The 15,063-nt window shown below is 37.2% G+C and carries 9 protein-coding genes; 2 read left to right on the forward strand and 7 right to left on the reverse strand.

Annotated elements, in window-relative coordinates; genetic code table 11:
* Position 1 precedes the first annotated feature (1 nt).
* Entirely contained in the window at positions 2–1,348 is a 1,347-nt protein-coding gene (locus PFY10_06940; GenBank protein WBV58178.1) for an MFS transporter, read from the forward strand.
* A gap of 83 nt (positions 1,349–1,431) precedes the next feature.
* Positions 1,432–2,166, forward strand: a complete 735-nt coding sequence (locus PFY10_06945) for a hypothetical protein (GenBank protein WBV58179.1) — start codon at positions 1,432–1,434, stop codon at positions 2,164–2,166.
* Between the two features lie 3 nt (positions 2,167–2,169).
* On the opposite strand, the gene PFY10_06950 is transcribed toward PFY10_06945, so the two are convergent.
* The 7 genes from PFY10_06950 to PFY10_06980 form a co-directional block, all read right to left on the reverse strand.
* Positions 2,170–2,592, reverse strand: a complete 423-nt coding sequence (locus PFY10_06950; protein ID WBV58180.1) for a PaaI family thioesterase — start codon at positions 2,590–2,592, stop codon at positions 2,170–2,172.
* A gap of 166 nt (positions 2,593–2,758) precedes the next feature.
* Positions 2,759–4,879, reverse strand: a complete 2,121-nt coding sequence (locus tag PFY10_06955; protein WBV58181.1) for a DNA topoisomerase 3 — start codon at positions 4,877–4,879, stop codon at positions 2,759–2,761.
* A 158-nt stretch (positions 4,880–5,037) separates the two neighbouring features.
* On the reverse strand, positions 5,038–5,331 hold the full coding sequence (locus tag PFY10_06960) for a GNAT family N-acetyltransferase (GenBank protein ID WBV58182.1): 294 nt from the start codon (positions 5,329–5,331) through the stop codon (positions 5,038–5,040).
* 411 nt (positions 5,332–5,742) lie between these two features.
* Positions 5,743–7,587, reverse strand: coding sequence for a pyocin knob domain-containing protein (locus PFY10_06965; GenBank protein WBV58183.1), 1,845 nt, complete (start codon positions 7,585–7,587; stop codon positions 5,743–5,745).
* A gap of 7 nt (positions 7,588–7,594) precedes the next feature.
* Positions 7,595–8,743, reverse strand: coding sequence for a hypothetical protein (locus PFY10_06970; GenBank protein WBV58184.1), 1,149 nt, complete (start codon positions 8,741–8,743; stop codon positions 7,595–7,597).
* A gap of 2 nt (positions 8,744–8,745) precedes the next feature.
* A complete protein-coding gene (locus PFY10_06975; protein ID WBV58185.1) occupies positions 8,746–10,206 on the reverse strand; it encodes a hypothetical protein in 1,461 nt (486 codons plus the stop codon).
* Positions 10,207–10,290: 84 nt separating this feature from the next.
* Positions 10,291–15,063, reverse strand: coding sequence for a hypothetical protein (locus PFY10_06980; GenBank protein WBV58186.1), 4,773 nt, complete (start codon positions 15,061–15,063; stop codon positions 10,291–10,293).

Consider the following 15,063-nt stretch of genomic DNA (forward strand, 5'->3'; position numbering starts at 1 on the left):
TATGCAAACAAATTCCGAAATAAAAGCTTTGAAAATAAAGTCTGACAGCAGTATCCTTCCATTTGCTATTATTACTTTCATTTATTTTATTGTTGGTTTTCTGACAACTGTTAATGAACAGTTGCAGGCTCCTTTAAAATTTACTTTTCTGGCTCATGCGGGAGGTCTGAAAAACACCTTCACCACGCTCATCTCTTTCTTTTTCTTTTTAGGATATTTGTTAAACGGCACTTTAGGAAGCAAATGGGTCAATGCTTTTGGATATAAAAATACGATCCTAAGAGGTTTGTTTTTTATGATCTCCGGATTGATGATGTATTTATGTTCTTCGTGGGTGGGTTATCAGTTTCCTTCGGTGGATTTCAGCATCGGTGATGCCGTTATTCCCTTTGGGTTTATCATTTTTGTAGCCGGATCTTATTTAATGGGAACTTCTGCAGCAATTATTCAGGTGGTGGTAAATCCTTATGCTGCCTCTTATCCTTTAAAGGGGACACAGCCCGTACAACGACTGAATATTTTAACAGCCATCAATTCCATTGGTACAACCTCAGCACCTTTCTTTGTGACCATCGTGATGTTCAGTGGTATCTCCATTGAAAATATTGAAATAAAACAGCTGCTACTACCTCTTTCTGTACTGATCATCTGTATTATTACGGTGATGGCTATCACCAAGAGACTGCATCTTCCTGATATTGAAAATACGAGAGCCGTTGCAGGAGAAAAACTGGAAAGAAGCATCTGGTCATTCCGCCATTTTGCTTTGGGTGTGGTTGCCATTTTTTTTTATGTAGGAACCGAAGTTGCCATCGGAGCCAATATCAACCTGAATGCTTTTGAGCTTATGGAATTGGGAAAGCCGATTACTTTCTTCGGAAAAACGGATATTATTATCGGCGGAATGGACCTTGGAATTCATGCCTTATTATCTACTTTATATTGGGGAGGCTTCCTTGTTGGAAGATCTATTTCCAGTTTTTTCAGTAAGATCTCAGCGAGAACACAGCTTGCAACGACAACAGTTCTTGCTACCATCCTGGCGATTACTTCAATGATCACCCAGAACCTTTGGTTCCTTGTTGCCATCGGGCTTTTACATTCTTCTATGTGGAGCTGTATTTATACACTTTCTATAAAGGGTCTGAATAAATATACCTCAAAAGCATCCGGTGTATTCATTTCTGCTGTATTTGGCGGTGCGGTATTTACTTTACTTCAAGGAGGACTGGCTGATCTTTTCGGCTCATGGAGATGGACCTGGATATTAACGGTCATCTGTGAATTGCTTATGCTTTCTTATGCACTCTTCGGATCTAAGATCCGGGAGAAAGATATTATTAACTAACCATTCATTTCTTTTATACATTCCTTTTTTCCGGTATTCATTTACCGGACAGGAATGTTGTAATCAAAAAGACACTCAGCATTATGATTAAAATTAAAAAGTTGATGATTACTTCCATCATCATTGGAAATTCATGGGTTTATGGCCAGAAACTGCATTCTGCATTGCAGCTCAGAAACAGTCATTTGTGGCGAGGTCAGGAAGTTTCCTCAGGTTTCATCTATACCGGTGATGTTCATTTAGATGGTAAGAATTTTTACGGAGGATTCTGGGCCGGAGGAAATGCAGATGGGTCCTATAAAGAGTTTGACAATTATATTGGATACAAAAATAAGCACCTTATGGTGGAACTCTGGGATATTTATAATTTTTCACCTGGTGCCACTTATAACAACAAAGAATTTTTTAATTACAATGCAAGTGAAACAGGGCGCTTCTGGGATTTCAGGTCATATTATACAATAAGTGAGAAACTTCCCTTAGTCTTAAGCTGGAATACTGTAGTCTTTGGCCGGGACCGGGATAGGGACAATACACACAATAAATATTCTTCTTTTGTTTCAACAGAATATCCTTTCTATACAAAAGAAAACCTCTCGGTACGAGGGAGGATCGGATATGCATTTGCCTTACATAATCCCACAGGTGAAAAAGGAAACTTTTTTGCTAAAGAAGCAGGTTTTAATGAGATAAGTCTGATCATTACCAAAACATTTTCCATTGCGGGTTATCAGCTTCCGGTTGGAATCTGGGGAATGTTTAACCCTGTAGGAAATAATGCTTACCTGCAGTTTTCTGTTCAGGCTTATTCTTTTTAAATCTTATTTAAGTCTCATCATCGTCACCAGTGATGTAGCAACATGGGTTTCGGATGATCCGTTTTCGTCCACTGTATAAATTTCAGTTCTGATCACGCTGATCTTCCCACCTCCTTTTACTACGTATGATTTTGAAATCAAAGCATCTCCCATTGCAGGCCTTAAATAATTAACCTTAAGTTCTATGGTTACTACGTAACAATCATCTTTATAATTGCTGACCGCAGCATATCCCGAAGAAACATCAACCAAAGAAGCGATCATTGCCCCGTTAAACATTCCTGCCTTACGGGTCATCATTTCCATCTTTGGGATTTTAATGGATATGAAATCGGTTTCTACTTCAAGAAGCTCTGCTTTGTAGAATTTTAAGGTTTCGGAGCGGTTGAAACTGTCTATGATCAGTTGTTTTTTCTCAGGTGTCATGGATTGAAATATGATTCTTACAAATGTAATAAAAGGATTGAAAATCCCAGCAGCACTTTTTAAGGTAAACGCATATAAAATATCAAATCACAAAAATCAAAGATCAGAAAGATCTTGTCCTCTTGTGATTAATCAAAAAAACTTCAGTTCACAATGATAATGTGAGTTAACCTAGTTGCACCGTAAAATCATCAGATAATGACAGGACACCTTCCGTAAGGGCATCCGGATGCGTACTGAAACCTTTTAATTTAGATGTTTTTGCTTTAAGAATAAGATCCAGAAGTTGTTTTTCTGATAACTTTTTTCCAAAGAGCTCAAACGGTATTTTAAAACCACAATTTTTAAAATCTGAACATCCAACTGCGGTTTTCCCCTTAATCAGATTGTGTTCTTTGCATTTCGGACATTTTGTTTCCTCAAAAGACTGAAGTTCCTTTTTAGGAGCAGGTTCGCGTTTTTTCTTTTCAACCACTTTCTCTTCTTCCTGTAAAGTGATCACTTTTCCTTTTCCGTCCACTACTTTTCTTGTAAGTTCAGAGACCATCTGGATCAGTTCTTCTTTAAACTGATTGGCTTCATATTCACCACTTTCTATTTTCCTAAGCTTTAACTCCCACTCTCCCGTAAGTTCAGGGCTTTTCAGCAATTCATCTTCAATAGTATCGATCAGTTGAATTCCGGTGTGCGTCGCAATAAGATTTTTTCTTTTCTTCTCAATATATTTTCGTTTGAAAAGAGTTTCTATGATATTGGCCCGGGTAGAAGGTCTTCCGATCCCGTTGTTTTTCAGCATTTCACGCAGCTCTTCATCATCAACCTGCTTTCCGGCAGTTTCCATTGCCCTTAACAACGTTGCTTCGGTATATGGTTTTGGAGGGGATGTCTTTCCCTGATGGATTATTGGATCATGCGGCCCCGTTTCTCCTACTGTAAATTCAGGAATGGTTTGCTCTTCTTCTTTTTCTTTATCCTTATCTGAAGACTCTTCTTTCGGTTCTTTGGCATATACAGCTCTCCATCCCGGCTCTAAAACCTGTCTTCCGCTTGTTTTAAAAGGAATAGTTCCCACTTTTCCTTCTACCAATGTATTGGAAATTTTACATTCGGGATAAAAAACAGAAATGAAACGCTTGGCGATCAGATCATAAATAAGCTTTTCCTCCCTGCTCAGGTTCTGGGATGGTGGAACTTCGGTGGGAATAATTGCATGGTGATCCGTTACCTTCGAATCATCAAAAACAGCTTTGGATTTCGGTATAGGAGCTTCCAATAGTGGAGCAATTAAATCCTGATAAAAGTACATTTTCCGAAGGATTCCTTCTATTTTAGGATATAAATTTTCAGATAGATACGTCGTATCCACACGCGGATAAGTCACGTGTTTTTTTTCATAAAGGCTTTGAATATAATTAAGCGTATTTTCGGCTGAATATCCGTATTTTTTATTCGCTTCCACCTGAAGTCCCGTAAGGTCAAAAAGCCTCAGGTTCTTTTCTTTTCCTTCTTTGATCTCAAATGAAACGATTTCAAAGGGATTTACTTTAAGATATTCCAATCCTTTTTCAGCTCGGTCCAGTGTCTTTAAACGATCAATCGCAGCATTGAAAATAACATCGCGGTATTTCGTTTTAAGTTCCCAATACTCTTCTGTGGTAAAAGCGTCAATTTCTTTCTGACGCTGAACCAACATTGCAAGGGTTGGAGTTTGTACCCGGCCGATAGAAAGAACGGCTTTATTCCCTCCGAATTTTTTCGTAAATAAGCGTGTTGCATTAATACCAAGCAACCAGTCTCCGATAGCTCTGGCATTTCCAGCCAGGTACAGATTTTTGTAATCTTCCGCAGGTTTCAGGTTAGCAAATCCTTCTTTAATCGCATCTTCGGTTAGGGACGAAATCCATAATCGTTGAATCGGCTTATTGCACTTTGCCTTCTGCAATACCCAACGCTGGATCAATTCTCCTTCCTGTCCGGCATCCCCGCAGTTAATGACCTCATCACATTCTTCCACCAGTTTTTCAATTACTTTAAACTGATTTTCAACTCCTTTATTCGGAATCAGTTTTATTCCAAAGTTATTGGGAATGATCGGTAATAAAAACAGATTCCAGGATTTGTACTGCGGACCATAATCATGCGGTTCTTTCAGCGTACATAAATGTCCGAATGTCCAGGTTACACAATAGCCGTTTCCTTCCATATAGCCCTGTTTAGGTGTAGTAGCACCTAAAACTTTGGCGATATCTCTGGCAACACTGGGTTTCTCGGCAATACAAAGTTTCATGAATGTTCGGGATTATTGAAAGGGTTGCAAAAATCGGGATTTTTTTTGACTTTAAAAAACTTATAGCTAATCAATACCGGGAAAAGATTAAACATTGGTAACTGATCATTATAAAGTACAAAAAAAGCTCCCACAGGAAGCTTAATCAATTATTATATTTATTCTTTCAACCAGACATCATTATATTCTTCCGGATGTCTTTTGAACTGCGCAAAAACATAAGGACATAGAGGAACTATTTTCAAATTATTTTCCCTGGCATAAGAAACAAGTTTCTCCAATAGTATTTTAGCAAAACCTTTTCCTTCATGTTCAGGATCTACCTCTGTATGATAAACGGTTAATTTTTGTCCTATAACTGAGATATCCATTTTTCCTATCTTCTGATCATCAGAAAATAACTGAACTTCTCCCCTGTTGTGTGTATTAATAATTACTTCTGTTCTTTCCATTTCTATATTTTTTATCTGTTTTACTATTTAATAAAGTAAAGATAGAATGATTGTTTGTACTACGTCATATCCTATGATAACTTCTCTGTATTTTATATTTATTGTATTCCAAATGGGTTTACAAAATCAAAAATCCCTTTTAAACCGAAGTTTAAAAGGGATTGGGTTTATCTTCTAATAGAATTTAGAATTAAGGTTATAGTTGTGGAGTATTTGTTACAATCAGTTCCAGATCTCCTTCCTTAATAAGAGTTCCGTTTCCTACACGCATTGAATCCACTTTAAAACTGGAGTAATACACGTTCGGTAACTTAAACCAAAGATAAATATGGGAATCCGCTCCTACATATTGCCCCGCAGTAATCGCGGTACTTGTATCAAGACATAGATAACAGTTTATAAGTTTCGAAACTAAGCTTCTATAGCCTCTGAAAATCTTGTAATAGAATTAATGTTAACAGATAAGTTAGCGTCTGTACTACTTGCAACTACTTCTAGTATATATCCATTCGCTGAAGAGATTGAGGCTGCATCAGCAATAGTATCATAATATAAAGAAAACTCGCCTGAACTTTGTTGTGGAGCAACCGTAATTACTCCCATTAGAGAAAATCCACTCACAGGATTTTTCAGTCTGATTCCAAGGGTTAATGTATCTGATAAAGCATTTGTTCTATCAGAAAAACTACCCATAATTCTCCATCTATGATTCTGTCCGGGAATTGGATTTTCTATTAATCTACCGGAATAAGTTGTTGATCCTCCATTTCTTCCCGAATCAAAGATTCCTTTATAATTATTTGGTGTACTATTGGGATATTTTGTGACGGGTGAAGATACAATTGTTGGAGTAGCAATATTAATATTAAGTTGCTTATATGTATTGGCTGTAAAATTAGAAACAGACAATCCTGCATAACTTACTTTTATCTGCCCAGATTCATTTTTTCTGGCGAATGCAACATTCCAGTTGTTAATATTTTGCTGTGAAAAATCATTTGAATCCCAGTCTTTTGTCCATGGTGACCATGTTCCATTATAATAATACCTTCTGTAGGAATCATTGTATATTGAATACGTGATATACTCCTGAACGATATGAGTGCTTGTTGCAAATACTTTTAAAAGTCCAGCGAGCAATACGGGGTGATTATTTTCAGGAGTAGCATTAGCAGTACCTCCTTGTATCCGAAATCCAGTTGTCGTAATAGTATTAAGGTCAACATTACCAACTAATCCTCTGTATATCAACCCCTGTGTGAAAGCATTGTTCCATTGAGAGGAATCTCCGTGATTTAAGGTAGTAATAGTACCTGTATTATTAATCTTAACAACTTCTGTTAAAGACACCGAACTCCCGTTGGTTCCAGAGTTTGTTGCATAATTAAATGAAAAATTCTTATGATTGTTTACTGTAAATCCCCATGATGCTAAACTTCCTCTGGGCTGAATAAAGTTTGTTCCATTGAACTGCAAATTATGTCCCATCCATAAACCATATCCTGGTGTTGCACTTGCTACATTAGTATGAAACAATGCAGATCCAGTAGTCGTCTGGGTACCAAAGTTTAGATTGTAAGCATCAACATATTGTGTGCCAGCTGAACTAAGAATAACCTGACCTGCACTGGTACTATCGCCCTGTGGTCTTAAATATATGTTTCCTGCGGCTGTCTCTCCAGAAAGAATCAAACTATATGTATTGGTTCTCACTTTATTTGTACCTTGCCTTTGAAGAATTAATTCTCCGGTGGTGCTGTTTATGTTTCCACTTAAATCAACATTTCCTCTCGTATATTGATTTCCTACAGTGTCTAGGGCATATCCCGTAGTTGGAACAACAGAAGAACTGGCTCCGACAACGACACGCTGGTCAGAGGTCCATCTGATTGCATTTTTACTGTTATAGGCTGATCCTCCAATATATCCCCAACTCAAATTTACAGCTCCGCTACTTGTAACGGTTCCGTAGTATCCAAATGTATCTATATCTCCGTTAGAACCTATTAGCTTTGTAAAATATCTTGAAAAATTAGAGCTAGTTGTTACACCGGACATATCTCTGGATATTCCGTTTGTATTTGTTTGCCCAAGATTTATGCCGCCCGTCATTGTTCCTCCTGAAAGAGGCAAATAAGGTGCATCATTTGAATCTAGGTGCACATAGCTATCTATAAGGTCTCCAAACTGACTTTCAGTTGGTCTTTTTCCTGACTTAAAATAATTTTTTAATTCTGTGATGGATTTCTTTGCCATGATTTATTTAATTTATTAAATTTTTTAATCTCTCAATTTCTTCATTTTGAGAAATCATATAAAGAGTCAGTTCTTCAATTTTCTGAAGTAATTTCATCTGGAAATCTCCGACTTTAATTCCACCTTCTATAATATTATCTCCAGATGGAATTTCCGGAAGGTGTTTATTTTTTTTTATGAATGATTTCAGCTCATTTAACGTAGGCATTTGATAATCCGGTCTGATGGAAGAAGTATTATCAAAATACTTTTGAAATACATAGTCGGCAGGAACATTGGCATCTACAATTACATCTTCTGCATGTATTTTTCCTTTTACAGTTAGCTTTTGATCCGGATTTTGGGTTCCAATTCCCACATTACCTGCATCTCTGTTTAACACTAAGGTATTTCCTAATGGATTAATATGTAGTGGAGATCCGGCATGACTCTGAATCCATGTGTTCTGTGTATTATACCCCATTCTTAAATTAGGCAATGTGGTATCTCCGATGATAACTGCACCTGGATCTTGCGGTTCGCTAAATGAACCGATAATCTGTAATTTGGATTGAGGATTCGATGTTCCTACTCCAAAATTATTGCTATAATAAGTATAGTGTTTGTTCTGACCTATAACGGGACTGGCATATATTCCTGAAACTTTTGCGTTATCTACAACTGCTGTTCCTTGGGACTGCTGTACGATCCGCATACTATAAGGGTTCCCTGTGGATCGGGTGTGATAGATACTTAATTTGTACTGATTTAAGGTATCATCCCAGATAATATCTCCCACGTAAATATTGTCAACTATGGGTCCTGAAGCTTCCATAACCCTGGAAGCAGATGGATACCAAATATTGTTATCAGGATTTCCCCCAAAAATAATCTGTTTTCGAATTATTCCAATCGTATTTTCATTACTGTACGAGCCTACAATCTGAACTTCAAATTCACCATTGACATAACCATTTCCCAGTAAAACATCAACGGCAAGGTCATTTTGCTGATGAGGAAAAAAAATGAAGAAATCTTTGTATTTGTAGCTTTCAGAAGATAATCTTGGGTCATCCAAATGTAAATAGCTATCAATGAAATCACTAAATTGGCTTTCAGTTGGCCTCTTGCCTGCTTTAAAATACTCCTTTAACTCTTGTATATCTCTTTTCGCCATGATTAATTTGTTTTTAAAACATCGATCTCTTTTTTCATTGAGATCATGTATAATGTTAATTCTTCTATTTTCTGAAGTAATTTGATTTGGAAGTCCCCAACTGAAAGTCCATTATCCATCATTTCTTTTGCGGAAGGGATTTCCGGAAGATGGCTTTTTTCGGAGATGAATTTTTCAAGATCACCGATATCTCTTAAATGGTAATCCGACGCAAAGACATGGTCCGCAGTGGGTGTCGCAGTAATTACCACATCCTTTGCTTCAATTTTACCATATAAGGCCATATTACCCGCATCTGATAAGAACAACCTTGGTCCATAGGTTCCATCTGTAGAATAGCTCCAGAATTGTAATCCATTACCATAGCCTCCTGTCATATTGTAGATTGCCCATTGGTGGGCGGTACCAGATGCTGTTTTGGCTGGATTTTGTAAGAGAAGAGCACCTCCTTCATTACTACTAACTTGTGATACCATAATTCCGCGTACATCCAATTTTTGTTGTGGGTTATCTGTGCCAATTCCAACATTTCCATTCGGGATTATCCTCATAAGCTCTGACATCGTAACGGGAGAATCCTGGGCAGCTTGCACGTAGTTAGAAGATAAAAATTTAATTCCTTCACCACCAACCGTTACCGCTGTCTTATAACCAGCGTAAGATCCATTACCTGATAGCCAGCCATAAGCCGTCTGATTATCAGCTTTAACGCCATAACCCATGTAAGTTTCTGCGCCACTTCTTAATGATCCCCAATTGTTTACAGATCCATTTTCATAACGGATGGAAAATGCATTGATTCCTTCTGTAGCATCACTTCTACCAGCCTGAACATTACCCCATACATCCAGTTTAGATTTTGGGTTATCAGTTCCTATTCCAATGTTTCCATTATAATATACTGAATGCTTTTTTTGCTCAACTAATGGTTTAACATATATATCAGAAAGCCTTGCCTGATCTACAAATGCCTTATCATAAGAAAACTGTTTGATTCTTACAGCATATGGGTTTTGATTGGGGCTTGTATGATAAATAGTGAATTTATATTCATTTCTTGCGGAGTCCCATACAATATCTCCAATGTAAATACTTTCCAAAATGGTTCCTGCTGCTTCTACAACTCTGGCCGTAGTAGGATACCAAACATTTCCATCAGGATTAAGCCCTACTTCAAATTGTTTTTTTATAATACCAACACTTGTCTGATGCGAAAATGTACCTGTAACTTCAACTTCAATACTTCCATTCAGATAATTATTTCCTAAAAGGACATCTACAGCCATATCACCTTGCTGATGAGGAAATTCAAAGTATAAATCTTTATATTTATAATTATCAGGGAAAATAGTTTTATCGTCTAAGTTGGAATAGCTATCCAACAAATCCCCGAACTGGCTTTCTGTCGGCCGCTTTCCTGCTTTAAAATATTCTTTTAAAGCTGCTATTGTTTTTTTTGCCATAATTTTTGTTTTTTCATGATCAGAGTTCCTCCTCCCATAAAGTTGGGAGGAACTGATTCATTTTTCATTAATTATAATTAAGGGTTAGTTAGGGCTAACGATAAATGTTTGCTCGATAATCATTCCATCGGTCCCATCTGAAGAAATTCCACCGATTGTCGTCGAAGAGTCCGGGCTATACAGAGTAATAATCCTTTCATCTTTACTAAACATCCCTGATGTGTTTTCTGTGGTAACCTTAAAATGATAATAAATAGGATTTCCATCTACATCCTTTACTGTAAGAGGGTCTAACCCTAATTTTTCTAATCGCAGGAAAATTGTTTTATCACTAATGTCAAAGATTTCTTTAGGAATCCATGCCTCAGTGTTAGTCTGAGGATCATTTTCAAAAAGAAACAACTGTACCTTTGAAGTATTATTTGAAAGGATATTCATTCTTGCTACTTCTTTCCAGTTTCCTTGATTAGTCATCTGATATAAATGATATTTACCTTTATAGCATTGTTCTTTCCAGCTCAGCAGACCTGAAGTCACAACATTTCCTATAATCGGATTGGATTCAAATTTCAGTTCCGGTGATTCCGGTAAGGCGTTTTCTGTAATGGTTGTAATCATCAATTTTGAAGCTTCAGAAGGTGCGTATTCTGTTACAACTACATCAGATTGATTGTTTCCACTATAATTTGCTTCTGTATATTCTACTTCAGCCTCTACCGTTACGCGATAATATAAAGGATCTCCGAACGGAACTTCAGATAAATCGGCAAAGTTATCTTCTAAAGTCCAGACTTCATTATCTAACAGCCCTGTAGCTTCAAGATTAAGATCTTTCACCAACTTCATTGTTCTTACTGAAACAGCATCTTCTATATTAAGAGAGCGGTATAATTTTGCTTTCTTAATATTGTAGATTTTATTGTATGAATTGATGGTTACCTGCATTTTAGGTACAATATTCTCTTCTGTGTTTTCTAAGACAGGAATAACACTTTTAATTTCAGGCGTCCTTAATGGGAACGAGTTGATCATTTTCACAGGACCTACTGCAGGGCTTAATTCCCCTTGAACTAACTGAGCATTCACTTCTTTTACTGAATAGAAATACACACTTGTTGAAGCTCCATCTAATGTAAAATCAACAAATAATGTTTTATTGTTTCCCACCGTTTTCATCATAGGAGCCATATCAAATTTAGGGTCGGCAGGGTTCAAATAAGCTCCATTTTCGCCCCTGATTACCTGAGCTTTTGGAATGGGTTGATAATCTCCTCCTTTTATATGCTGATAAAGAATCGGAATCTCCGTTAATGGAACAAATGAATTCTGAATTGTTTGTTTTACGAAATCATAAAATGTCAGTCTTCCAAATTGCCCGTTTGGATCAGCAGGAATGATTTCATAAAGCATATCTGTAATTTGATCATATGTTACAGGTGCTATATCATCGTAGTATTTATTATGTTCTAAAATAAATTCATTAATACTCTTGAGAAATGCTTTATTATTTGGCATTGGCAGGGCATAACCATTATATTCCCTAAACTTTTTCGTATTAGTATCAATAGTCGCATTCGCTAATTCCAATAATCTTGCATTAAAGTATTCATCATTATTCTTAAGACGGATATCTTCAACTGAATTAACTGCAGGGGTCGCATTATACCCTTCTGTATATTCATATAAAGAGCTCAGAAGAATATCATCATTACTACGAAGATACATTACACTAAATGGCCTATGTGCAAAATTTGTAGTAAAAGCATATGATGAACGTCCAAAATAGTCTGGTCTTGTAGCATATTTGGCTCCTAATGGCTTATCTGGAGTTTCAGGAGCTTCGATTCTTCTTCCAAACATCATTGTAGGAATGGAAATTCTGGATTTGTAATCAGAATAAGTAAGATCGATGGTTCTGGTTCCGAAAATACTGTATTTTTCAAGGATATCAGGATCCTGAGGAATAACATAATCTTTCGTCAGGCGACATGGAGCATTATAATGAAGGTACACTCTATATCCCGGATAGAAGTTAACTTCTTCTACTCTTGGTGGGGTGTCCGGCTGTAAAGGATCGGTTGCAAATAGCTCATCCAGAGCAAAAAGCCTTAGGTTGCCAGTTCCGATATTGTCTATACGGATTACTTTAAGAGTCCGTTTTTCTTTGCCTTGTTGACCGTCTATGGAAACCCTAACACTTCCTTTATACCATTGTACACTGTCAGCTCCTGCGACAGTAGAATATTGAGGATGATTATTCAATACAAACGACTGAAAATTAAGCTCATACAACCCAGCAAACGGAGCACCCTGAGTATCGGCCCTTTTAATATTGGCTAGTTTTTTAATTCCTCTGAATTTTCTGAAGTACGTATTATAAGTTACATCAGGAGCTGCTCCGGACTCTACCGTAATTTCTTCAGTATAGACAGGCCAGTTATCCCCGATCTGAATTTTAAGCGGATGTGGATTTGCCGTTCCCCAGGTTGATGTATTCTGCATATTTTCGATCACCATAAATGATTCATCTGCATTTGGTACTACAAAATTGGCAGGATCAAAAACAACAGGTACATTCTGACCAAAAGCATTCCCGACTTGCTTTTTGTAAATATAGAAGATTGGAAAATTCGGGTCTGCACCGGATACAATATTATCAATAATATAATCATCCGCTCCTACTTTAAAAATACCTCCTATGTAGTTCTGAAAAGAAGCCGCAGGAATTGAGGGCGTCATAGCCTGATTGGCTCCAGCGCTACTTAGTTGTAAAGCTTTGGTAGTAACCACAGACACTAAAGGATTTCCAGATAGATCTGATATTGTATCAATCATTCCGAATACCTGATTTGGAATTTCAGGACGGAAAAACACCTCTATTTTATCAGCAAACAATTCTTCATTATCCGGAAGGGGATTAAAATCATTTAAATCTGTTCCATTAATAGCTTTGTGATAGGAAATCATATCTTGCGAAGCATCATATTCCATGGTTAATCTTATCAAGGTCTTATCATTGGCCGGATTTAGAGCATACATATCCTGCTCATTCTGTGAAGTAAGCAACAATGGTTGTTCTTGCTGAACTAAAAATGCACTCACACTGGATGGTGGTAACAAAGTGTTTGCAGGTCTTATTTTTGATTCTACCTCCCAGGTCGTCTCAGAGGACTGTGCTCTCGAAAACCAGTTGACACCATAAGAACCATATACATGTTTTCCTGATTTTGTCTCTTTGTGTACATAGGCAGGATTTCCAAAGTCTGGAAGTGCAATAGCGACTGTCTCGTTATGGGCTTCTGCGCCATTTGAAAATACATTCTGGAAGTTAGGGTCATTGGGTAGTTCAGGAAGTCTCCATTCTAGTTCATCACTTGATCTGTATTCAATACCCACATGAACAGGATAAGTAAACTTAGACATATCAAATTCATGATTGGTATAATAGAATGTACTATCAGCTGGCTCATCGGGCATAAGCTCTTCAATCATCAAACTTAAATACCTTCCCGTACCATCGTGGGTATATCCCTCTGCATCAGTAAGCCCACTCATCGTAGTTCCTGCTGTAGGATCCGCAGATACCATTCCCGGAACCGGTTCTTTTAAATTGATTGGTAGACATAACCTCTGATCATCAAGTGCAGTAGGTAAAGTAATGTAAATATGATTACGCTCGTTCTGACCTTGCCCGTTGCCTAAATCCGCCATTGTAACATAGTAAGCCGCATACATATACTTCTCTCCGTTGTAAACTTCATCATGGATATCCAAGTGTCCCAATCCTAACATTCTGGAAACATGGTAGTCAAGTGCTGCCATTTGCAAATTGTTGAAATGAGAAAATTCAAGCGGATTAGGATCACTCTCATCATCATTAAGATAATAATGATCAATAGCTAAAGGATTTGCTGCATCGTTACTCAATTCTAAGTATCTCTTGACCGAATCCATAATAGTACTCTGAGGATCATCTAAGCCATTCCATCTTCTCTGATAATTTTTGATATTTACAAACTCTCCATCATTGTACCTTGCCCAGGAAGCATGTACGGGACGATTGCCTGGATCAGGATCAAGTCTTCGATGCAGCACTTCACTGTCATCAAGAGAAAGTCCAAATATTCCGATCTCCTCCCACTGACTTTTATAGGCAAAATCTTCATAAAATTCAAAATCAATTTTTGTAATAATGGTTCCCGAAGGTAAAAATCGAATGCTTCTGCCATTTTCAGCAAATATTTTTTCTGAAAAGTCTACAATATTTTTCCTGAAAGTCACATTTTTAGGCAGCCCCAAAAGATCTGTTTCTACTGACAAAACTTCCGTTTTTGAAGTACCCGGTGATTTTGGGGTAAGTTGCGTAGAGAAAAATAATTTTTCTCTACATTCAACTTCAATAACATTTTTCCCGTATTGTTCTAAAAATTCCTCTGGATTTGAAAACGGATCTACATGACCTCTTACTTCATTGTATTTATTAAGATTTCTGAAATACACATAAAACATACTTACTTCACGGTTTCCATAAAGCCATAAACCTTCAGAATCAATAACGGTTCTTGGAGAATCCGTTAGATAAAGACTTCTTGCCTGAGGAAAGTACGGTGTTCTGAATACTCTTACGAAATCGTCTTCCTTATTTAAACCTTTTGGTGGACCAGAATAATTATCCCCTTTAGGTAAATGTTGTTCAACAGGACCTTTCAGGGTCCATCTTAAATGAATTCCCGGAGTACTGTCATCTCCTTTGGATCCGGCAGCTTGCATATATAGGCAATTCGACTGTAAAAGGACATTATCCATAGGAAGTGATCCTGAAGCCATAGTTGTATTATTATTTATATTAGATGACAT

The sequence above is a fragment of the Chryseobacterium daecheongense genome, assembly GCA_027920525.1.
Classification (GTDB): Bacteria; Bacteroidota; Bacteroidia; order Flavobacteriales; family Weeksellaceae; genus Chryseobacterium; species Chryseobacterium proteolyticum.

What these genes read in the sequence shown, in the direction of transcription:
- PFY10_06940 (WBV58178.1), top strand. Translation starts at nt 2, where the DNA reads ATGCAAACAAATTCCGAAATAAAAGCTTTGAAAATAAAGTCTGACAGC.
- PFY10_06945 (WBV58179.1), top strand. Translation starts at nt 1,432, where the DNA reads ATGATTAAAATTAAAAAGTTGATGATTACTTCCATCATCATTGGAAAT.
- PFY10_06950 (WBV58180.1), bottom strand. Translation starts at nt 2,592, where the DNA reads ATGACACCTGAGAAAAAACAACTGATCATAGACAGTTTCAACCGCTCC.
- PFY10_06955 (WBV58181.1), bottom strand. Translation starts at nt 4,879, where the DNA reads ATGAAACTTTGTATTGCCGAGAAACCCAGTGTTGCCAGAGATATCGCC.
- PFY10_06960 (WBV58182.1), bottom strand. Translation starts at nt 5,331, where the DNA reads ATGGAAAGAACAGAAGTAATTATTAATACACACAACAGGGGAGAAGTT.
- PFY10_06965 (WBV58183.1), bottom strand. Translation starts at nt 7,587, where the DNA reads ATGGCAAAGAAATCCATCACAGAATTAAAAAATTATTTTAAGTCAGGA.
- PFY10_06970 (WBV58184.1), bottom strand. Translation starts at nt 8,743, where the DNA reads ATGGCGAAAAGAGATATACAAGAGTTAAAGGAGTATTTTAAAGCAGGC.
- PFY10_06975 (WBV58185.1), bottom strand. Translation starts at nt 10,206, where the DNA reads ATGGCAAAAAAAACAATAGCAGCTTTAAAAGAATATTTTAAAGCAGGA.
- PFY10_06980 (WBV58186.1), bottom strand. Translation starts at nt 15,063, where the DNA reads ATGTCATCTAATATAAATAATAATACAACTATGGCTTCAGGATCACTT.